The following is an 18,370-nucleotide window of genomic DNA, read 5'->3' on the forward strand; positions in this document are numbered from 1 at the left end:
ACATGGGCATCGATCTCTACGGGTTGTCTCGGGTCCTCGGCGAGAAGGGTGTGCTTCCTCAGCGTGCGCGCAAGCTGGATCCCGCGCTGCCGTGCCGCGAGGCGGAACTGCTCATCGATGTGGAGAGCCTCAACATCGACGCGGCCTCCTTCAAGCAGATCAAGGAGGAGGTGGGCGGGGAGCCTGGGCGCATCGCCGCGCGCATCCAAGAGATCGTCCGCGAGCGCGGGAAGATGCAGAACCCCGTGACGGGCTCGGGCGGCATGTTGCTGGGGCGGGTGAAGGAGATCGGCCCGAAGCATCCGGCTCGTGAGGTGCTGAAGCCGGGTGATCGGATCGCCACACTCGTGAGCCTGTCGCTGACGCCGCTGGTGATCGAGGAGATCAAGGCGGTGCACCCGGAGATCGACCGGGTGGACATCCGAGGCCATGCGATTCTGTTTGCCTCGGGCATCTACGCGAAGCTGCCTTCGGACATGGCGGATACGTTGGCGCTGGCGGCGCTGGACGTGTGTGGTGCTCCGGCGCTGGTGGCGCGGTACGTGCGGCCGGGGATGACGGTGGCGGTGTTGGGCGCGGGCAAGAGCGGGGCGCTGTGCCTGGCTCAGGCTCGGCGGGACCTGAAGGGGCAGGGGAAGGTGCTGGCGCTCGACATCTCCGAGAAGGCGCTGGCGGCACTGTCCGGCATTGGCTTGTGTGACACGGCGTTGAAGGTGGATGCCACGCAGGCGGTGGACGTGATGGAGGCGGTGTCCCAGGCCACGGGCGGAGCGCTGTGTGATCTGGTCGTGAACTGCGCCTCGGTGGGGAACACGGAGATGGCGTCGATCCTGTCCGTGAAGGACGGGGGGACGGTGATTTTCTTCTCGATGGCGACCAGCTTCACGGCAGCGGCGCTCGGCGCGGAGGGCGTGGGCAAGGACGTGACCATGCTGGTGGGCAACGGCTATGCGCCCGGCCACGCGGACCTGACGCTGGACCTGCTGCGCTCCGAGCCCGCGCTCCGCAAGCTGTTCGAGACGCGCTACGTCTGAGCGACAGGTGCTTCAGGTCCTGCTCTTCCAGGTTGCCGGTTCCCGACGAACGTGGAGACAGGCAATCACGCGGATTCGGCGCTCATCCACCACATAGAAGACCCCATAGGGGAAGCGGTGGAGCAGTGCGCGTCTGACACGTGGATGGACAAGGGAGGCGCGCTCAGGACTGCGCTTGATGCTCGCGAGGCACGACTCAAGTTCTCGAAGAAACTTCACCCCCATGCCCTTGGTCTGTTTTTCATACCACTTGGCGGCATCCGTCATGTCGGCCCGGGCGGGCTTACGGATTTCCAGCTCGCGTTTCACAACGACTCGAGGATCCGTGATTTGACCTGCTCCCAGGACTCACCAGCTTCGGGATTCTCGTCCAACTCCTTCAGCCGATGTTCCAGTTCAGCCAGTTGCTCGCGAGGGGGCTCCAACTGCTCGGGATGTGCTGCCAGGCTCTCCCAGAGGTCTTCGATCAGCTGGAGCCGTTCGGCAACACTCAGGTGCAGCAGGTCGGAGACGGTCGGGCGCGCCATGGTGCGATCTTAGGTCTTGCTCACAGTCCGGACCACAGGATGCGCTCGCTTGTGCTGGAGGCAAGGGTTCAGTGGCCGTAAGAAGCGAGCACTCCCGCTGAGAAAAGCCGAGTGGTTCTGGGGGATTGGAGATTTCAGTCTACTTCGGACCCTGGAACCCGTTCGCGCGGAAGGTGAGCACCAGTGTGTCCCGGTGCCCCCGGTCCGCCAGCGGTTGGATGGGCGTGCTCTCGTGGATGACGCGCTCGTCATCCAGCAGCAGCGCGGACCATGGCTCGCTCAGCGTGAAGCGGATGCCATGCGGCCCGTTCGCTTCGAACACGCGCGTCTCTCCGCCCTTGATGCCCGTGCGTCCGATGAACACCACCGCCACGAAGTCGACTCCGTCGCGATGCGCTCCCTCGGGAGTCGGCCGGCCGATGCCATCCGTCGTGTCGATGCGGAACTGGTGCGCCTCGACGTACCACGGCTGCGCTCCCTTCAACGCGGAGCAACTCGCGGCGAGCGTCTGAAGCATCCGCGTCCAGACTGGCTGCTCGGTGACCGTGGGCATCACCGGTTCGAACCACCGCTCCAGACCGCCGTGCAGCGCGTTGTACTCGATGGGCTGCCAGTGCGCGCGATGCGGCACCTGACGGACCTGCTCCCCTTCTACGATGAAGCACGAGTGCCGACGCGAACGATAGCGGCCTCCATCGCGGAGATAGGTATCGGGCGCCAGGTCATCCCAGGTGGGACGCAGAGCCTCGAGCGCCGCAGCTTCAGTTCCCACCAACTGGCAGAAACCCTCGCGGCTGAGGACGGCATAGCCGCGCTCACGCAGGGCGGAGGTGAGTTCGGAAGGCGGAGTGATGGGCGGCGAGAGGCTCATGGCGGGGCCGGACGAGATGGAGTTTCAACGCGTTGTCCCACATTGAACCCTCATGCGCGAGCACGGACCGCTCACCGCCAGCCCCCCGAGCCCGAACCCGCCTGCCCTGTCGGGAACCCGCTGAGCCAACTGGTACGACAGGCATACCAGTTGGTTCCAAGTCCGGCCCAAGACCCCCTCGAGAGGGAGGGGCCGTACCTCTACTCGGCCTTCTTGGGAGCAGTGGCCGCGCTCACTACGCGGTGGACCGGGTGCAGTTCGCCCACGGTGATGAGCCCGTCGACGAACTGCCAGCGGGTGAAGCCGTCGTCCGAGTGCGGCTCCAGTAGGTATACCACCAGCGTCCCGGCGCGCTGCGCGGTGGGCACGTACAGCGTCCCGGCGGGGAACTCGCGCGTGGTGCGCTCGGGGGCGACCGTCAGCACCGTCTCGAAGCGTACCGGCTTGGGCTTCTGGCTGAGCGGGACCTCGGACTCTCCGGGCGGCGGGACGTTGGTCGCCACATCAGGGCTGAACGTTTCCTCACGCCGGGCCACCCGGTAGCTGTCCACCGTGAAGCGCCGCGGAGCCTCCAATCGCTCGAAGCGGATGCCATGCCCTTCGAGCCTCGCGCCCAGCTCCGCGGGCACCAGGTACGCCGAGGGCGTGCTCACCGCCTGCGTGGGCACGAACGTCCGGTGGTGGGGCGCCTTGTAGACCTTCCGGCGCTTCCCCGGGTAGCGGCGCTCGGTGATGCTCGCCTCGTCGAACGAGAGGAGCCGAGCCTCGTCGCCCGGCTTCGCGTGGGCTGGGTACTCGAACACCAGCGCGCCCTTGTCATCGCGCGTGGCCACTCCATAGTTGATGCCGACCAGCTGCTGCACATCGGGGGACTCGCCGCGAGCAATGATGCGCTCCTCCTCGGCCTCGGTGATGGCGCGGTAGGCCTTGGCCTTCTTCGCCGCATCCCGGAACAGCTCCAGCAGCCACGCCCGCATCACCGCGCAGCGACGCGGGAAGTCGATGTAGCTGTACGTCTCCAGCAGCACGTCCATCCGGCCCAGCAGCCCTCGGTAGTGGCTGCCGAAGCGCGGCAGGGCGGGGTAGGTGTGCCAGCCCGAGCGGGGATCCCCCTCGGTCTTGTAGTTGCCGTACCAGAAACTGTCGAAGCCGTGGCGCTTCTTCACCTCGCCCGCCACGCGCTCCAGCATCTCGCGGTTGAAGGCGCGCAGCTCCGAGAAGAGCGGCTCGTTGGAGTGCGACGTGTCGTAGGTGAGATCGAAGGCGTGGATGCTCCCGTCCGTGGTGTGGCAGTCGATGAAGAGGTGCGGCCACCACGCCTGGTACAGCTTCGCCAGGTTCCGGGTCTCCGGAGCCTCCTGCTTCATGCTGTCGCGGTTGAGGTTCCAGCCTTCGCCCGTGTAGCGCATGCCCACGCCGCCCTCGGGGTTCACCTGGCCCTCGAGGTTCTTCAGATCGAGCTTGCGGTTGTTCGGGCTGATGCGGTCATTGCCATCCGGGTTGAAGTTCGGAATCAGCACCAGGCACAGCTTGTCCAGCAGCTTCTTCCCGAGCGAGGTGAGCGTCAGATCCCGCGCGAGCGCGAGCACGGATTCCTTGCCCTCGACTTCGCCGGCGTGGATGTTGGCCTCCACCATCACCACGATCTTCTTCTGCTTGCGAGCCAGCTCGGGCGTGAAGCAGGCGCGGTCGCTGACGATGAGCGCCACCAGGGGTTGCCCCTCACCGCTCTGTCCGAAGTCCACCCGTCGAACGAGCTTCGTGCGGCGGCACAGCTCGTCCACGAAAGCGAGCACATCCGAGTGACGGGAGGTCTGCGTATACTTCGAGGCTTCAGCTCGGGTCAGGAGCGGGTCGGTCATAGGCCAGCCATCCGAGCGGCCGGCCCGGGCACCGTCAAGAAGTACTCTCGTGGGCGGGCCTGGGAGGAGGGCGAGCCGTCTCCCGTGCTGCAAAGCGTCATCCCCGCAATGCCCGTGAAGCGGAAAAGTTCAGCATTTATAACCCTTTAGATGTAGGGTACGCCCATGCCGGGACCGTTCATCCAAGACGAGCAGATTGCGCACGCGCGCAAGCTGGCTGAGGAGATCGTCAACCCGATCTTCGATCTCATCCGCCGCAACACCACGGTGTCCATCGAGCGCACCGTGCTGCGTTTCTTTGGCATCTCGGGCGCGGGAGCCCGCGGGGTGCCGTTGGCCAACCTCATGGTGGACAAGCTGAAGGCCGCTGGGGTGCTCAACCGCGGGGCCGCCTACTGGTACGGCCGCGCGCTGCAGCTGGGAGCCAAGAGCCCGCTGGAGGCCGTGGAGCGCCTCACCGCGCTGCCCACCGAGAAGCTGGGGCCCTTGCCGCCAGAGCAGGAGCAGCACCTGCGCGCCGAGGTACGCGCCGAGGCCCGCGCCGCGCTCGAGGATCTCCAGTCGCGCATCGCCCAGCGCAACGAGCTGCGCCAACAGTTCCCCATGTCCCCGGCGCCGCACAAGTACGTGATCGTCGCCACGGGCAACATCTATGACGACGTGGATCAGGCGCGTGCGGCCGCTCAGGCTGGAGCGGACGTGATCGCCGTCATCCGCTCCACCGCGCAGTCGCTGCTGGACTACGTGCCCCACGGTGCCACCACCGAGGGCTACGGCGGCACGTACGCCACCCAGGAGAACTTCCGCATCATGCGGGAGGCGCTCGACGATGAGAGCCGGAAGCTCAAGCGCTACATCCAGCTGACCAACTACTCGTCCGGCCTGGCGATGTCCGAGATCGCCTTCTGCGCGGCCTACGAGAAGCTGGACATGCTCCTCAACGACGCGATGTACGGCATCCTCTTCCGCGACATCAACATGCGGCGGACGTTCATCGATCAGTACTTCAGCCGCCGCATCTGCGCCCTGGCCGGCATCATCATCAACACCGGCGAGGACAACTACATCACCACCGCGGACGCCTACGATGCGGCCCACACCGTCATCGCCAGCCAGTTCATCAACGAGTCCTTCGCCAAGCGCGCGGGCCTCAAGGACTGGCAGTTGGGCATCGGCCACTCATACGAGATCGATCCGTACCGCGCGGACACGCTGCTGCTGGAGCTGTCCCAGGCCATGCTGGTGCGCCGCTGTTTCCCGGACGCGCCGCTGAAGTACATGCCGCCCACCAAGCACAAGGAGACGGACATCTTCTTCAGCCATGCCTACGACGTGATGGCGGACCTGGTGGCCATCTGGACGCGGCAGGGCATCCAGCTTCTCGGGATGATGACCGAGGCCATGCACACCCCGCTCCTGGCGGATCGCTATGTGGCGCTGAAGTCGGCCGCGTACATCCACCGCGCCGCCCGCGGCATCGACGAGGAGTTCACCGTGCGCGAGGACGGCAAGATCGCCAACCGCGCCCGTGAAGTCTTCGCCAAGGCCATGGAGTTGCTCGAGGAGTGCCACAAGGAGGGCATGGTGGCTGCCATCGGCAAGGGGCGCTTCGGAGACGTGAAGCGTGAGGAGACGGGCGGCAAGGGCCTGGATGGCGTGCTGGAGAAGGGGCCCGATTACTTCAATCCATTCCTGGAGATCCTGGAGGGTTCGCACTCATGATCGGTTCCCTGGTGTTGACGGTGGCCCTGGCCGCCAGCAGTGGCGGCTCCCCCGATGCGATGAAGAAGTACCAGGTCAAGACGCTGTCCCTTCAGGCGCCGGCCTCCTGGGAGCGCTCTTCGCAAGAGGGCACCGAGAAGTTCAAGTCCCCCACCGGTGAGGTCTTCTTCACCCTGGACGTGGGCGCCGTGCAGACAGCCGGCATGAAGGCAGACGTGTGCCTGGACAAGATCCTCGCCGCCATGGGCGCCGAGGGTTGGGAGAAGCTGAAGCTCGGCAAGAACCCGGCCGCTCGCCGCGTCAACCTGGACAACGCCAACGAGGCGGGCTCCGAGAAGGTGCGCTCCATCACCTACGTGGGCTGCAACGGGAAGACCACCTGGTCGATGATCTTCTCCGGCAACGACAAGAAGAAGGACGAGTTCGAGCCGGTGGTGGCGAAGATCACCCAGAGCGTTTCGTACTCGAAGGGGAAGTAGCCTCATGGTGAAGCCGACCAAGCAGATCATCCGGCCCTATGGAGATCGGCGTGACGACGGCGTGGTGCAGCTGTCGTTCACGCTCCCGGTGCCACTCTCGGAGAAGGCCAAGGAGGCCGCCGCCCAGTTCGCGAAGAAGATGGGCTTCTCCGACGTGAAGGTGGCCGCCGCCGAGCGCGCCGCGGACAACTACTCCTTCTTCATCGTGTACGCCCGCTCGGGCATGTACATCGACTACGCCGAGATCGACGTCCCCGAGGTCGTCATCAAGAAGATGGGGTTCGACGATCTCAACGCCTTCATCGAGAAGAAGGTGAAGCGGCGCATCGTCGTGTTCGGCGCGTGTACCGGCACGGACACGCACACAGTGGGCATCGACGCCATCCTCAACATGAAGGGCTACGCGGGCGACTATGGCCTGGAGCGCTACCCGTGGTTCGAGGCGTACAACCTCGGCAGTCAGGTGCCCAACGAGGATCTGATCGCCAAGGCCGTGGCGAAGAACGCGGACGCCATCCTCGTGAGCCAGATCGTCACCCAGCGCGACGTGCACAAGGACAACTCGCGCCAGTTCATCGATGTCGCCAAGGCCAAGGGCCTCCACGGGAGGGTGACGCTGCTGCTAGGCGGGCCTCGCGTGGACCACAAGCTGGCACTGGACTTGGGCTTCGACGCGGGCTTCGGGCCGGGGACCAAGCCCTCGGATGTGGCCAACTTCATCGTCCACGCCCTGCTGAAGCGCATGGGCGAGGAGGATCCCAACACGCACTACCAGGGAGAGCCGAAGTGAGCACCAAGGCCATCATCCGGCTGCGCATGAGCAGCCATGACGCGCACTATGGCGGGAACCTGGTGGATGGGGCTCGCATGCTCGGCCTGTTCGGCGACGTGGCCACCGAGCTGTGCATTCGCCACGACGGGGACGAGGGGCTGTTCCGCGCATATGACTCGGTGGAGTTTCTGGCCCCGGTGTACGCGGGGGACTTCATCGAGGCGGAGGGCGAGATCGTCAATGTGGGAAACACGTCGCGGAAGATGCGCTTCGAGGCCCGGAAGGTGATCCGGCCGCGCACGGACGTGAACGATTCGGCGGCGGACCTCTTGTCGGAGCCGGTGGTGGTGTGCCGTGCTTCGGGCACCTGCGTCGTCCCCAAGGACAAGCAGCGCATCCAGCGGTAACCGAGGGAAGGGACTGTCATGAGCATGCCCATGGTCATCACGGCGGCGATGGTAGGGGCGGAGACCACGCGCGAGCAGACGCCACACCTGCCCATCACCGCCGAGGAGATCGCCGAGGACGCGGTGAAGTGCCGCGAGGCCGGCGCGGCGATGGTGCACCTGCACGTGCGCAAGGCGGACGGCAGTCCGTCCCAGGACGCGGAGTTGTTCCGGGCCGCCATCCGCGCCATCCGCAAGCGCACGGACATCCTCATCCAGACGTCCACGGGCGGCGCGGTGGGCATGGGCGTGGACGAGCGCTGCGGGCCCCTGACGCTCACGGGCGAGGATCGTCCGGACATGGCCACGCTGACGACGGGCACGGTGAACTTCGGCCAGGACGTGTTCTGGAATCCGCGGCCGCTGGTGCGGGACATCGCGAAGCGCATCCGGGCCCTGGGCATCAAGCCGGAGATCGAGTGCTTCGACGTGGGGATGGTCGACGAGGCCAGCATCCTGGCGAAGGAGGGGCTGGTCGATCTGCCCGCGCATTATGACTTCGTGCTCGGAGTGCCGGGAGCGCTGACGGCGCGGGTGGATGCGCTGGAGTTCATGATCAAGTCGTTGCCCGAGGGGAGCACCTGGACGGTGGCGGGCGTGGGGCGGCACCAGTTGCCGTTCGTGGCGCACGCGGCGGAGCGCGGCGGCAACGCGCGGGTCGGACTCGAGGACAACGTCTACGTGTCCAAGGGCGTGCTGGCCAAGGGTAACTGGGAGCTCGTGGCCGAGGCGGCGAAGCTGGCGAAGTCCAAGGGCCGCACGCTCGCGACTCCGGCCGAGGCCCGGAAGATCCTGCGCCTGACGTAGCCAAGGCGCTGGACGAAGGCCGGGTCCCTGGAGAAGCTGACTCCATGGATACGGACCTGAAGGGCAAGGGCGTACTCGTCACAGGCGCGGGGAGCGGCATCGGCGCGGCCACCGCGCGTGCGTTCGCGGAGGAGGGCGCGCGCGTGGCGGTGCACTACCGGAACAAGGAGGAGCAGGCGCGGGCCCTGGCGGCTGAGATCGGGGGCGTGGCGCTGCGCGCGGATCTCACCGTCGAGGCCGAGGTGGATGCGCTCATCCCCGCCGCGGTGAAGGAGCTCGGGAGGTTGGATGTGCTGGTGGCCAACGCGGGGCACTGGCCGCCGCAGGACGAACCGGTGTGGCAGATGTCCCTGGAGCGGTGGCGCCGCACGCTCGCGGAGAACCTGGACAGCGTATTCCTCTCGTGCCGGGCCTTCCTGCGGCACGTGGAGACAACGAAGACGGGCAGCCTGGTGCTGATCAGCTCCACGGCGGGGATCTTCGGCGAGGCAGGGCACTCGGACTACGCGGCGGCCAAGGGGGCATTGGCCGGGGGCTTCGTGAAGAGCCTGAAGAATGAATTGGGGCGCATCGCTCCGCTGGCTCGGGTGAATGTGGTGTGCCCCGGCTGGACGGAGGTGGAGCGCAACCGGGCGAAGGTCCAGGACCCGGCGTTCGTCTCGCGCGTGACGCGGACGATGGCGCTGCGCAAGGTGGGCCGGCCCGAGGACATGGCGCGCGTCATCGTGACGCTCGCGTCGGATCGGATCTCCGGACATGTGACGGGAGAGATCGTCACCGTGGCCGGCGGCATGGAGGGGCGGGTGCTTCATGACAACTGAACTGGATGTGCGCACGTACAACCGCGAGGCGTGGAACCGGGAGGTGGCCAGGGGGAACAGGTGGACCCGGCCCGTGGGCCCCGAGGTCATCGCCGCCGCGCGCCGGGGCGAGTGGGGCGTCGTGCTGACCCCACGCAAGCCCGTGCCTCGCGAGTGGTTCGGAGAGCTGAAGGGCAAGGAGCTGCTGGGCCTCGCCAGTGCGGGAGGGCAGCAGGGGCCGGTGCTCGCGGCGGCGGGGGCTCGGGTGACGATCTTCGACAACTCTCCGGCTCAACTTGGCCAGGACCGGCTGGTGGCGGAGCGGGAGGGGTTGTCCATTCGGCTCGTCGAAGGCGACATGCGGGATCTGTCCGTCTTCCCGGACGAGAGCTTCGATCTGATCTTCCACCCGTGCTCCAACTGCTTCGTGGACGACGTGCGGCGCGTCTGGCGCGAGGCGTACCGCGTGCTGCGCCCGGGTGGAGCGATGCTGTCCGGGTTCTGCAACCCCATCATGTTCCTGTTCGATCCGGATCTGGAGCCCAAGGGCATCCTGCAACTCAAGTACCGGATGCCCTACTCGGACTTCGCCAGCCTCACGGAGCAGGAGCGCCGCAGGTACACGGACAAGGGCGAGCCCCTGTGCATAGCCCACTCGCTGGAGGATCAGATCGGCGGGCAGCTCGCGGCCGGGTTCCTTCTCGCGGGCTTCTACGAGGACAAGCACGTCGAGGAGGATCGGCTCTCGGAGTATCTGCCGGCGCTCTGTGCGACTCGCGCGGTAAAACCTTCGACTCGCTGAGCCCTTCACTCCATGACCACTCTTGATTTGACGGGCCAACAGCTCAGCGCCCTGGCGGAGAGCCTGAGACAGCAGACGCAGCTCACGCGGCTCGTGCTCGACGACAACCCGCTTGGGGCGCTCCCGGAGTGGCTGGGGGAGCTGGGAACGCTTGAGCAGCTCTTCGCGGATGGCACCCAGATCGCCGCCCTCCCGAATAGTCTGGTGCGGTTGATGCGCCTCCAGCGGTTCGATGCGCGCCGCAACCGGTTGGAGTCCGTGCCGGAGTTCCTGGGACAGATGACGTGGCTGCGGGACCTGCGGTTGGGGAAGAACCTCCTGACGTCGGTGCCCGAGTCACTCTGGCAGCTGACGGAACTCGAGACGCTGGATCTCGGGGAGAACCGCATCGGCTCCCTGTCGGCTCGCGTCGGAGCGCTGACGAAACTGCGGATGCTGGATCTAGGGCACAACGCGCTGACCGCGGTTCCCGAGGAGATTGGCAAGCTGACGGGGCTGTCGGGCTTCCTCTATCTCAGCGACAACCAGCTGACGGAGCTTCCCGCTTCGCTCGGGAATCTGAAGGCGCTGAGGTATCTCAACGCCACGGACAACCGGCTGGAGGTCCTCCCCGAGTCACTGGGGCAGATGCGGGCGCTCATCGAGCTTCGCCTCTACAACAACCGGTTGAAGGCGCTACCGGACTCATTGGGCGGACTGGAGAACCTCCTGGAACTCCACCTCAAGGGCAACGCGTTGGTGGCGCTCCCGGAGTCCATCGGCCGGCTGGCGCGCCTCCGAAAGCTCAGCCTGGAGAACAACCGGCTGGAATCGCTCCCCGAGTCCCTGGGCGGACTCACCCGGTTGGTGGAACTCGATCTGAGGAACAACCGGCTGAGCGCGCTTCCCGCTTCGATAGGCCAGCTGACGTACCTGAAGGTCCTCGATCTGCGAGGCAATCAGCTGCGCACGCTCCCCGCGGGCATTGGCGAGCTCCCGCACCTTGAGAAGCTCGACCTGCGATGGAACAAGCTGTCGTCCATCCCAGACTGGTTCCATCGGCTCGAGCAGCGCGGCTGCACCGTGTACACGTAGGCTGTGTCCGCGGTGGCTGGCACATCGAGGAGGCATGCCCGTGAACCCTTCGCGTCTGGCCCTATCCGCCTGTTTGCTGGTGCTCGGTGGGTGCCCGCAGGAAGGGGGACCCGGGCTGCAGGCCGGTCGGCTCGAGGGACAGGTGCAGGGGCCAGGGGCTCCGCGGGGAGATGCATATGTCTTCCTGTTCGCTCCGGGTGAGGGGCCTCCCGGAGGGCCCGCCGAGCCTCGATATGTCACGGCCGTTCCCGAGATGCGGTGGGCCTCGGGAGATCCGCGCTATCAGTTCGCGGAGGTTGTTCCCGGGCCGTATCGGCTGTGGGGCTTCCTGGACACGAATGGGGACGCAGATCTGTCCGTGGACGTGCTCGCCCAGCCCGGAGCGGGTGACTGGACCCCCGAGGCCGCCGTGGAGCTGGAGGTCCCCGTGGCCGGCCGAGTGGAGCAGGATCTGGCGCTGACGCGGAGGATGCGCCACGGACCTCCCGCGTTCCGGGTGACAGGGGAGGGGACGGATGGTGGTGTCGTGACGGTGCCGGACTCGGTGCTGTCGCTCACGTCGCTCACCGTGGAGGCGGATGGCCTGGGGCTTCTGCGCGGCGAGGAGGCGCGGTTCTTCGTCCGCCTGCGCGATGCGGATGGGGACGGGACCGCGGATGATCTCAACGGGGACGGACTCCCGGAGCTGTTCCCCCAGTTCTTCCTGCGCTTCGTGCCTCGGCCGGGGCAGACGGTGCCGGGGGCATCGGATGGTGGGGTGGACCAGGTCATCGTGCCATTGCTCATCAACCCGGTGCCCTTCGTCACGGTGCTCCAGGGTGATGTGACGCGGGAGGCCTCGGCGGCGAGCGTTCAACTCTTCGTCGTGCCCCAGGCCCAGGCCGTCTCGGTGGAAGCGGATGGAGGGCAGGTGCTGATGCCGCTCCCAGCCATCCCCGTGGGCGAGTATCAGCTCTGGGCCCTCTCCGCCGAGGGCGCCTTCTGGTATGTGCCCAATGTGCTGGGGAGCCAGAACTCGGAGTCCCTGCGTTCCCAGGCCCTGCGGTTCCAGATCGTCCGCGGGGGCTCGCCCGACGCTGGGAATCCCATTAGATAGGTGCGTTGCACTCCTCCCGCCCCGAGGGCACCCATGTCCGAGTCCAAGAATCGGGACAACCCGTACGAGCTGGCCCTGCGTGAGATTGCGCTCGGCTACCCTGAAACCCACGAGGACTTCCCGTGGGGACATCGAGTCATCAAGGTGAAGGGCAAGGCCTTCATTTTCATGGGGAACGAGGACGGAGGGCTCGGGCTCTCCGTCAAGCTGCCTCACTCCAACGCGGCGGCCCTGATGATGCCGTTCGCCACGCCCACGGGGTACGGACTGGGCAAGAGCGGCTGGGTGTCGGCCGATTTCCCCAAGGGCCAGCAGCCTCCTATGGAGATGCTGCGTCAGTGGCTCGACGAGAGCTACCGCGCCGTCGCGCCGAAGAAGCTCGTGGCTCAGCTGGGGAGCAACTCGACGTCCGAGGCGCCTGCGAAGGCAAGTCCGGCGCGAGTAAAGACTCCCGCTGCGAAGAAGGCTGCGGCACCCAGGAAGAGCACGAGCGCGAAGAAGGGTGCGAGCGCGAAGGCAGCGCCGGCACGCAAGAAGGCAGGGGCGCGCGCGAAGAAGGCTCGCTGACCGTCACCCCTGTACCATCGAGGTTCAGCTCAGTCGCTGCACCCAGTGAAAATAGGTACTCCGCGGGTCCGGGAGCGCATCCCGGAAGAGGGTGCGGATGTCCGCCTTCTCCACCCGGCCCGTGTCGAAGGCCTGGTACAGGGCATCTCCCAGCAGATAGCCCAGCGCATGGCTGACGCCGTGGAAGAGCCGGTCCCTGCGCAGCGGCAGCAACTTCACCGCTTCGTCCGGACCCTCGACCTCCGCCGCCTTGTGCGCCAGCACGAAGGCCGCGATCTGCCGCTCCACTCCGCGCATCCGCGCCACCCGCCGTGCCCACTCCGCCGGCCCCGCGCAGCCTCGGCGCGGGTTCACCAGCTTCGAGCCGAAGAAGCCCAGCGCCTCTTCCATGCACCGCGCGTAGAACGCGTCCGAGGCCCGCCGAGGCGCCTCCATCGCGTCGCCCACCGCGCAGTGCCGGACGAAGTGCGCCGCCTCCTCCGCAGCGTGGTTCAGGGACAGGGAGGCCAGGTACGCCATCCGCGCTCGAGGGATGTAGCTGCTCTCCCGCGAGAGGATGTGCCGCCGCAACTGCGCCAGCTCCGTCTGCGTGAACCGTCCGCGCTGCTGGATGCGCGCCAGGACATCTCCATCCGCCGCCGTCGCCACCTCCACCTCGTCCAGCGAGCGGCCCACCTGTACACCCGCGAGGCGGGCGATCAGGCCCGCCATCTCCCGGAACCGGTCCGCCGCGCCGCGCTCCCTCAGTGGCGCATCACCGGTCTCGGCCTCCAGGTAGTCCAGGAAGCTCTGCTGGCACACCACCGGAGACGCGTTGAGCAGGCAGAGCGAGCCGTCCATCAGCTCCACGGCCTCCACGGCTCCAGCTCGGCCCTCGCGGGCCAGCCGCCAGTAGACTCCCTCGCAATTCTGGTAGAGCACCAGGCCCCGGCGCGCGTGCGATTCCCCGAGCGCTCGATCCACCTGCTCGGGCAGGTGGCAGGGCGTGACGTGGTACTGGCCCACCAGCACCATCACCTGGGGGCGATCCTCGGCTCGGGCCGCGCGGGCGATGCGCTCCGCCGCATAGGCATCCCGGAGCTCCAGTGAGCGCTTTCCCTGGACCCGGCGATCGATGCCCACCACCTCCAGGCGGTGGCGCCGGGCGAAGGCGAGCAGGGGACGGAAGCCCGACCAGCCATCCAGCCCAGGCCCCGGAGCCCGGCCGAGCCGCTCCAGCAGTGCGCGCTCGGGCAGACGGCCTGTCAGATAGGCATCGAGCGAGGCCTGATGGCGTCCCTCCACGCACTCCAGCGCCAGGATCACACGGCGCCCGGACTCCAGGGCCCGCTCCACGAGCCCCAGGTATGTCTCCTGGGCCAGCGGCAGGGTGTGGTAGTCGCCGACGTACACGACATCCGCGGCCCGCACCCGCTGGTACACGGTGGAGAGGGGGAGGGTGTGGCGGTAGCCGGCCGTCCGCCGCCTGTACCGTGCCTCGTAGGCCCGGAAGGTGGGGGTATGACCCTCGACGGCTCGGGCGATCTGCGCCTTCTGCCGACGAAAGAGAGCGAGGTGGAGGGCTAGCGACGCACGCATGGGAAAGCGGTGATCAAGGTCGCATGTGCCTCCACACCCGGCAAAAAAACGGCGCCGCTACCCAACCCCCCTTCCTTGACTTCTCAGGGAGTGGCAAAGGACCATCCTCGTGCTCTTGAAGATCGCTCTCGCACGAACGACGCTGCTCACCGTCGTGCTCCTCGCGGCGTCCCCCGCCCGCGCTGAGGAGCAGGCCGTCCTGTTGCATTCCGCTCCTGCCAAGGCCGAGGCGAACAAGCCTCTCCGGCTCGAAGGCACCCTGGTCGACGACGATCGGCGGATCTCGGAGCTCTTCGTCCGCTACCGGGGACCGGGCGAACCCTATGCCGAGCTCCCCCTGGAGCGGCAGTACGGCGACCTGTACCGAGCGGTGATCCCCGCCGAGCACATGGTGCCTCCCGGCGTCGAGTACTACATCGAGGGCACGCTCAAGAGTGGTGATCGTGTCGCGGTGTTCCAGTCGGCGGCGAAGCCCGCCCGCGTCATCGTCCCGGGAGAGATTCCTCGGCCCAAGGTGGCCGTTGCGGAGACTCCGGAGCCCCCTCCAGCGGCTTCGCCACCGCCAGCCACCAAGGGAGGCGCTCGGAAGAAGGAGCCCGAGAAGGAGCCAGAGAAGGCGTTCGACGAAGACGAACCCGTGGCGGCCCCGAGCAAACCCGGAAAGAAGCAGGGGACCCTCTCCGATGACGCACTGGCCGCGCTCGCCGCCGAGGCCCCCACCGAAGAGCCAGCCTCAGCGCCGCCTCCTGCTCGCGCGCCTGCCCCCTCCAGCGGGAACAGCAACGGTCGCAAGTCCGCGCCTCCGCCAGCATCCCCGCCGGCTCCCAAACCTGCGACGACCACCGCTTCCGCAGCCCCCGCGGCTCCTGCGCACTCGCCGGCATCGCCCGCCGCGGCTCGCCCGGTGGAGCCGGCGGCTCCAAGCACCCCAGCACCCCCGGCTCACTCCGGCACGGAGGCCGCCTCGCACTCGGCGCTGGAGGAGGACCTGGCCCTCTACAGTGCCGAGGACACGCTCGCGCTCGCCACGCGCCACACGGAGTCCGTCACCCGAGTGCCCGCCATCGCCGCGTCCTTCGGGCGGGATCAGATCCGGGCGCTGGGAGCGCGCACCGTGGCGGACGTGCTCGATGTGGTGCCCGGGCTCTCGGTGAGCCGGGATGTGCAGGGCTTCTACCGCGTCGGCATCCGTGGGTTGCGCAATGACGCCGAGGTGCTCTTCCTGCTCAATGGCCACCGGCTCAACAACTTCTTCGATGGCCGGGCGCTGATGAACCTGCCGGTGGAGAACCTGGATCGCATCGAGGTCATCCGCGGTCCGGGCTCCGCCCTGTACGGCGCGGGCGCCTTCCTGGGGGTGGTCAACCTCGTCACCGATCGCAGCGAGGGCGTCCGTGCCGCCGTCTCGGGCGGAGGCTTCACCAATCGAGGGGATGGGCAGTTTGCTCCCACTTTGGATGCGCACGCCTCGGCCGCCTCCACGGCGGGAGAGCTCCGCCTCTTCGGCGATCTCGACGTGTGGAGCCAGTCGGGAGACACCGCCCGCATCGACACGGATGCGCTGAGCGAGGACACGCTCACCCAGAACCTGCGAGTTGCCACCGATCCCGCGGGGACCACGCATGACGAGCGCCTGCTCTTCAATGTGGGGCTGGGCCTCTCCTACGACTTCGGCGACGCCGGCCGGTTGACCTCGTCGCTGCGCTTCCTCACCGAGGACCGCACCGCCCTCATGGGGCTGTTCGATACCGTCGGACCAGACTCGGACCTGAATTGGACGGTGGGGCTGCTGGACGTCGAGTACGAGCGCCCCCTGGCCGAAGGCATCCTCCTGCGGGCGCGCCTCTATGGCGATCAGCAGACCAGCGACCGGCTCTTCCAGCTCACCCCCGACGGCTTCCGCACCGGAGACGGGGCCGATCAGGTCTTCCTCGAGGGCCTGCGTGAGGAGACGCGCGTCAATGTGCGCACCGTGGGGCTGGGCGTGGACACGGACATGGTCCTGGGCGGGACGAACCGCCTCTCCGCGGGCCTGGTGGCTGAGCTGCAGATGCTCGCCAACTACGAATACGAGACCAACTACACCCTCGACAACCGAGCACGGCCCGCGCTCGCTCCTCCCGATGGGCTGGTGAACGTGAAGGACATCGCCAACGGGGCGGCTGCCCGGCGCACCTCGTTGGGCCTGTTCGTGCAGGACCAGTGGACGGTGGTGAACCCGCTGACGCTCACCTTGGGGGTGCGCGCGGACGTGACCCAGCTGCCCACCACGGACAGCTCCGGTGCCATCAACGGCACCCACATGGTTACCAGCCTCAACCCGCGTGTGGGCTTGGTCTTCGCGGCCACGGACTCGTTCGTGCTCAAGGCCCTCTATGGCCGCGCGTTCCGCCCTCCCACGCTCCAGGAACTGGTCGAGAGCATCCCCGACACCGACTACAACCAGGGTCGCTTCGAGGGCAACCCGCTGCTGCGCCCGGCCACCGTGGACACCGTGGAACTGGGCGTGGATCTCATCCAGGCCGCGGGGGAGTCGCGCGTGCGCCTGCGTGGCAACGCCTTCTATGAGCGTTTCCGCTCGCCCATCATCCCGGTGGATACCTCCGGCAACATCATCCCCCTGCGCAACCGTGAGCTGGGCGTGCGCGTGTATGGCGTGGAGGGCGAGGCCCGCCTCGAGGCCTCCAAGCGCGCCAACGCCTGGATCAACGCCAGCTTCTTCCGCGCCGAGGACCTGGAGCTGCCCTCGCAGTCGCGCCTGCTCACCGACACACCCCAGGCCCGCTTCAACGCGGGCATGTCCATGCCCATTGGCGACTGGGTGAACCTGGACGTGGTGGTGCGCGCTGGCGCCGAGCGGCGCAACGACACCCGCTCCGTGCTGGAGCTGATCCGCCGCTACCAGATCCCCGCCTACAGCCTCATCACGGCCCAGCTGCGCACCGAGCCCATCCTCGATCACTTCGAGGTGACGCTCTCGGCGCAGAACCTGTTCGATCACGATTTGCGCGATGACGTGCCCCGCCCGGACCGGGTTCCGGGGCTGCTGCCGCGCGAGGGCCAGTCCGTCTACCTCACCGTCCGGGGCCGCTACTGATGAACCGCCCGCTGCTCACCGCTCTGCTGGCCGCCATGCTCGCACCAGGCTTCGGCTGCCTGGCCTACAACGATCCGTGTCAGCCGCTGGTGCCGGAGCCGGACTCGGTGCTCGGCTACCTGGGCGAGGACGTGTACCTGGAAAAACCCTACGCCCGGCACGACAACAACGCCCTGGGGCAGCTCGCCGCGGACTCCTTCCAGCACGCGGAGGATGACTCGTCGGCGCCCGCTCAGCTGGGCGTCGTCAACGGGGGATCCATCCGCGACGAAGGCCTGTGCATCACCCGCACCATGCTCCCGAAGGGCCCGCTCACCAACGGCGTGCTCCACGAGGTGTTCCTCTTCGAGAACCAGGTCATCACGGTGAACCTCACCGAGAAGCAGCTGGTGGACATGTTCGAGCACTCGGCGGCGGATCTCATCCCCGCCGGCCAGTCCATCATCTCGCCCAGCGGTGGCTTCCTGCACATCTCCGAGAGCACCACGCTGCGCGTGGACTGTGGCTATCCCAGCGGCCAGCGCGTGCGCGAACTCGTCATCGGAGGCGTCCCCGTGCCGTTGCCTCCGCGCACGGATGCCTCCCGGCAGTACCGGGTGGCCCTGACCAGCTTCCTCCTCCAGGGAGGAGACGGCTATGGCACCATCTTCGGCGATGCCGGCACGGATCCCGCGCGCAACCCGGCCCAATCCCGCAAGCTCGGGGGCGTGGATTCCAACATTGTCGCCGGGTACATGCGCACGTCCTTCCCGAGCGACGCGAGGCCCCTGAAAGAGGCCCCGCGCATCATCTTCGAGAACTGTGCGCAGCCCGCCCGGCCCTCACGCTGAGAGGGC

Annotated in this window: 18 protein-coding genes; 13 read left to right on the forward strand and 5 right to left on the reverse strand. The window is 67.4% G+C overall.

Annotated features, from left to right (window positions below; translation table 11 throughout):
* Positions 1 to 2: 2 nt before the first annotated feature.
* Positions 3 to 1,034, forward strand: a complete 1,032-nt coding sequence (kdd, locus tag KY501_RS02825; protein WP_224360885.1) for an L-erythro-3,5-diaminohexanoate dehydrogenase — start codon at positions 3 to 5, stop codon at positions 1,032 to 1,034.
* Positions 1,035 to 1,046: 12 nt separating this feature from the next.
* Here kdd and KY501_RS02830 read toward each other — a convergent pair whose 3' ends face one another.
* From KY501_RS02830 to KY501_RS02845, 4 genes are all read right to left on the reverse strand, one after another.
* On the reverse strand, positions 1,047 to 1,343 hold the full coding sequence (locus KY501_RS02830) for a type II toxin-antitoxin system RelE/ParE family toxin (RefSeq protein WP_224360887.1): 297 nt from the start codon (positions 1,341 to 1,343) through the stop codon (positions 1,047 to 1,049).
* Complete coding sequence (locus KY501_RS02835; protein ID WP_224360888.1) at positions 1,340 to 1,561, reverse strand: addiction module protein; 222 nt, start codon at positions 1,559 to 1,561, stop codon at positions 1,340 to 1,342. Before KY501_RS02835 ends, KY501_RS02830 begins: the two co-directional genes overlap by 4 nt.
* A 139-nt stretch (positions 1,562 to 1,700) precedes the next feature.
* Positions 1,701 to 2,432 (reverse strand): 2OG-Fe dioxygenase family protein, encoded by a 732-nt coding sequence (locus KY501_RS02840; protein ID WP_224360890.1) that lies wholly within the window; start codon positions 2,430 to 2,432, stop codon positions 1,701 to 1,703.
* A 200-nt stretch (positions 2,433 to 2,632) separates the two neighbouring features.
* Positions 2,633 to 4,294 (reverse strand): M14 family metallopeptidase, encoded by a 1,662-nt coding sequence (locus KY501_RS02845; RefSeq protein ID WP_224360891.1) that lies wholly within the window; start codon positions 4,292 to 4,294, stop codon positions 2,633 to 2,635.
* Between the two features lie 165 nt (positions 4,295 to 4,459).
* Here KY501_RS02845 and kamD point away from each other — a divergent pair, with 165 nt between their 5' ends.
* From kamD to KY501_RS02895, 10 genes are read left to right on the forward strand one after another with little or no spacing between them, the layout of a single operon-like run.
* The gene (gene kamD, locus KY501_RS02850) at positions 4,460 to 6,016 is read left to right on the forward strand and encodes a lysine 5,6-aminomutase subunit alpha (RefSeq protein ID WP_224360892.1); all 1,557 of its coding nucleotides are present in this window, start codon (positions 4,460 to 4,462) and stop codon (positions 6,014 to 6,016) included.
* Positions 6,013 to 6,495 carry a hypothetical protein gene (locus tag KY501_RS02855; RefSeq protein WP_224360893.1) on the forward strand — a complete coding sequence of 161 codons (483 nt, stop codon included), beginning with the start codon at positions 6,013 to 6,015 and terminating at the stop codon, positions 6,493 to 6,495. The genes kamD and KY501_RS02855 overlap by 4 nt, the downstream gene beginning before the upstream one ends.
* A 4-nt stretch (positions 6,496 to 6,499) precedes the next feature.
* Positions 6,500 to 7,285, forward strand: a complete 786-nt coding sequence (gene kamE, locus KY501_RS02860; protein ID WP_224360895.1) for a lysine 5,6-aminomutase subunit beta — start codon at positions 6,500 to 6,502, stop codon at positions 7,283 to 7,285.
* Positions 7,282 to 7,674: a 3-aminobutyryl-CoA ammonia lyase gene (gene kal / locus KY501_RS02865; protein ID WP_501550162.1), complete on the forward strand. Its 393-nt coding sequence runs from the start codon at positions 7,282 to 7,284 to the stop codon at positions 7,672 to 7,674. Before kamE ends, kal begins: the two co-directional genes overlap by 4 nt.
* 18 nt (positions 7,675 to 7,692) lie before the next feature.
* Complete coding sequence (kce, locus tag KY501_RS02870; protein ID WP_224360896.1) at positions 7,693 to 8,520, forward strand: 3-keto-5-aminohexanoate cleavage enzyme; 828 nt, start codon at positions 7,693 to 7,695, stop codon at positions 8,518 to 8,520.
* 44 nt (positions 8,521 to 8,564) lie between these two features.
* On the forward strand, positions 8,565 to 9,341 hold the full coding sequence (locus tag KY501_RS02875) for an SDR family NAD(P)-dependent oxidoreductase (protein WP_224360898.1): 777 nt from the start codon (positions 8,565 to 8,567) through the stop codon (positions 9,339 to 9,341).
* Entirely contained in the window at positions 9,331 to 10,122 is a 792-nt protein-coding gene (locus tag KY501_RS02880) for a class I SAM-dependent methyltransferase (RefSeq protein ID WP_224360900.1), read from the forward strand. Before KY501_RS02875 ends, KY501_RS02880 begins: the two co-directional genes overlap by 11 nt.
* Before the next feature lie 12 nt (positions 10,123 to 10,134).
* A complete protein-coding gene (locus KY501_RS02885; RefSeq protein ID WP_224360901.1) occupies positions 10,135 to 11,196 on the forward strand; it encodes a leucine-rich repeat domain-containing protein in 1,062 nt (353 codons plus the stop codon).
* 40 nt (positions 11,197 to 11,236) lie between these two features.
* Positions 11,237 to 12,292 carry a hypothetical protein gene (locus KY501_RS02890; protein WP_224360903.1) on the forward strand — a complete coding sequence of 352 codons (1,056 nt, stop codon included), beginning with the start codon at positions 11,237 to 11,239 and terminating at the stop codon, positions 12,290 to 12,292.
* A 33-nt stretch (positions 12,293 to 12,325) separates the two neighbouring features.
* Complete coding sequence (locus KY501_RS02895) at positions 12,326 to 12,859, forward strand: MmcQ/YjbR family DNA-binding protein (protein WP_224360904.1); 534 nt, start codon at positions 12,326 to 12,328, stop codon at positions 12,857 to 12,859.
* 24 nt (positions 12,860 to 12,883) lie between these two features.
* Here KY501_RS02895 and KY501_RS02900 read toward each other — a convergent pair whose 3' ends face one another.
* A complete protein-coding gene (locus KY501_RS02900) occupies positions 12,884 to 14,437 on the reverse strand; it encodes a ChaN family lipoprotein (protein WP_224360906.1) in 1,554 nt (517 codons plus the stop codon).
* A 109-nt stretch (positions 14,438 to 14,546) separates the two neighbouring features.
* On the opposite strand from KY501_RS02900, the gene KY501_RS02905 reads away from it, so the two are divergent.
* The gene (locus KY501_RS02905; protein WP_224360907.1) at positions 14,547 to 17,534 is read left to right on the forward strand and encodes a TonB-dependent receptor plug domain-containing protein; all 2,988 of its coding nucleotides are present in this window, start codon (positions 14,547 to 14,549) and stop codon (positions 17,532 to 17,534) included.
* Complete coding sequence (locus KY501_RS02910; RefSeq protein WP_224360908.1) at positions 17,534 to 18,364, forward strand: 5'-nucleotidase C-terminal domain-containing protein; 831 nt, start codon at positions 17,534 to 17,536, stop codon at positions 18,362 to 18,364. Before KY501_RS02905 ends, KY501_RS02910 begins: the two co-directional genes overlap by 1 nt.
* Positions 18,365 to 18,370 lie beyond the last annotated feature (6 nt).

This window comes from Hyalangium versicolor (genome assembly GCF_020103695.1).
In the GTDB taxonomy this organism is placed as follows: domain Bacteria; phylum Myxococcota; class Myxococcia; order Myxococcales; family Myxococcaceae; genus Hyalangium; species Hyalangium versicolor.

Coding starts and splice junctions, on each gene's coding strand:
- KY501_RS02835 (WP_224360888.1), bottom strand. CDS start 1,561: ATGGCGCGCCCGACCGTCTCCGACCTGCTGCACCTGAGTGTTGCCGAA.
- KY501_RS02895 (WP_224360904.1), top strand. CDS start 12,326: ATGTCCGAGTCCAAGAATCGGGACAACCCGTACGAGCTGGCCCTGCGT.
- KY501_RS02880 (WP_224360900.1), top strand. CDS start 9,331: ATGACAACTGAACTGGATGTGCGCACGTACAACCGCGAGGCGTGGAAC.
- kamD (WP_224360892.1), top strand. CDS start 4,460: ATGCCGGGACCGTTCATCCAAGACGAGCAGATTGCGCACGCGCGCAAG.
- KY501_RS02900 (WP_224360906.1), bottom strand. CDS start 14,437: ATGCGTGCGTCGCTAGCCCTCCACCTCGCTCTCTTTCGTCGGCAGAAG.
- KY501_RS02845 (WP_224360891.1), bottom strand. CDS start 4,294: ATGACCGACCCGCTCCTGACCCGAGCTGAAGCCTCGAAGTATACGCAG.
- KY501_RS02855 (WP_224360893.1), top strand. CDS start 6,013: ATGATCGGTTCCCTGGTGTTGACGGTGGCCCTGGCCGCCAGCAGTGGC.
- kamE (WP_224360895.1), top strand. CDS start 6,500: ATGGTGAAGCCGACCAAGCAGATCATCCGGCCCTATGGAGATCGGCGT.
- KY501_RS02910 (WP_224360908.1), top strand. CDS start 17,534: ATGAACCGCCCGCTGCTCACCGCTCTGCTGGCCGCCATGCTCGCACCA.
- KY501_RS02885 (WP_224360901.1), top strand. CDS start 10,135: ATGACCACTCTTGATTTGACGGGCCAACAGCTCAGCGCCCTGGCGGAG.
- KY501_RS02875 (WP_224360898.1), top strand. CDS start 8,565: ATGGATACGGACCTGAAGGGCAAGGGCGTACTCGTCACAGGCGCGGGG.
- kdd (WP_224360885.1), top strand. CDS start 3: ATGGGCATCGATCTCTACGGGTTGTCTCGGGTCCTCGGCGAGAAGGGT.
- kce (WP_224360896.1), top strand. CDS start 7,693: ATGAGCATGCCCATGGTCATCACGGCGGCGATGGTAGGGGCGGAGACC.
- KY501_RS02840 (WP_224360890.1), bottom strand. CDS start 2,432: ATGAGCCTCTCGCCGCCCATCACTCCGCCTTCCGAACTCACCTCCGCC.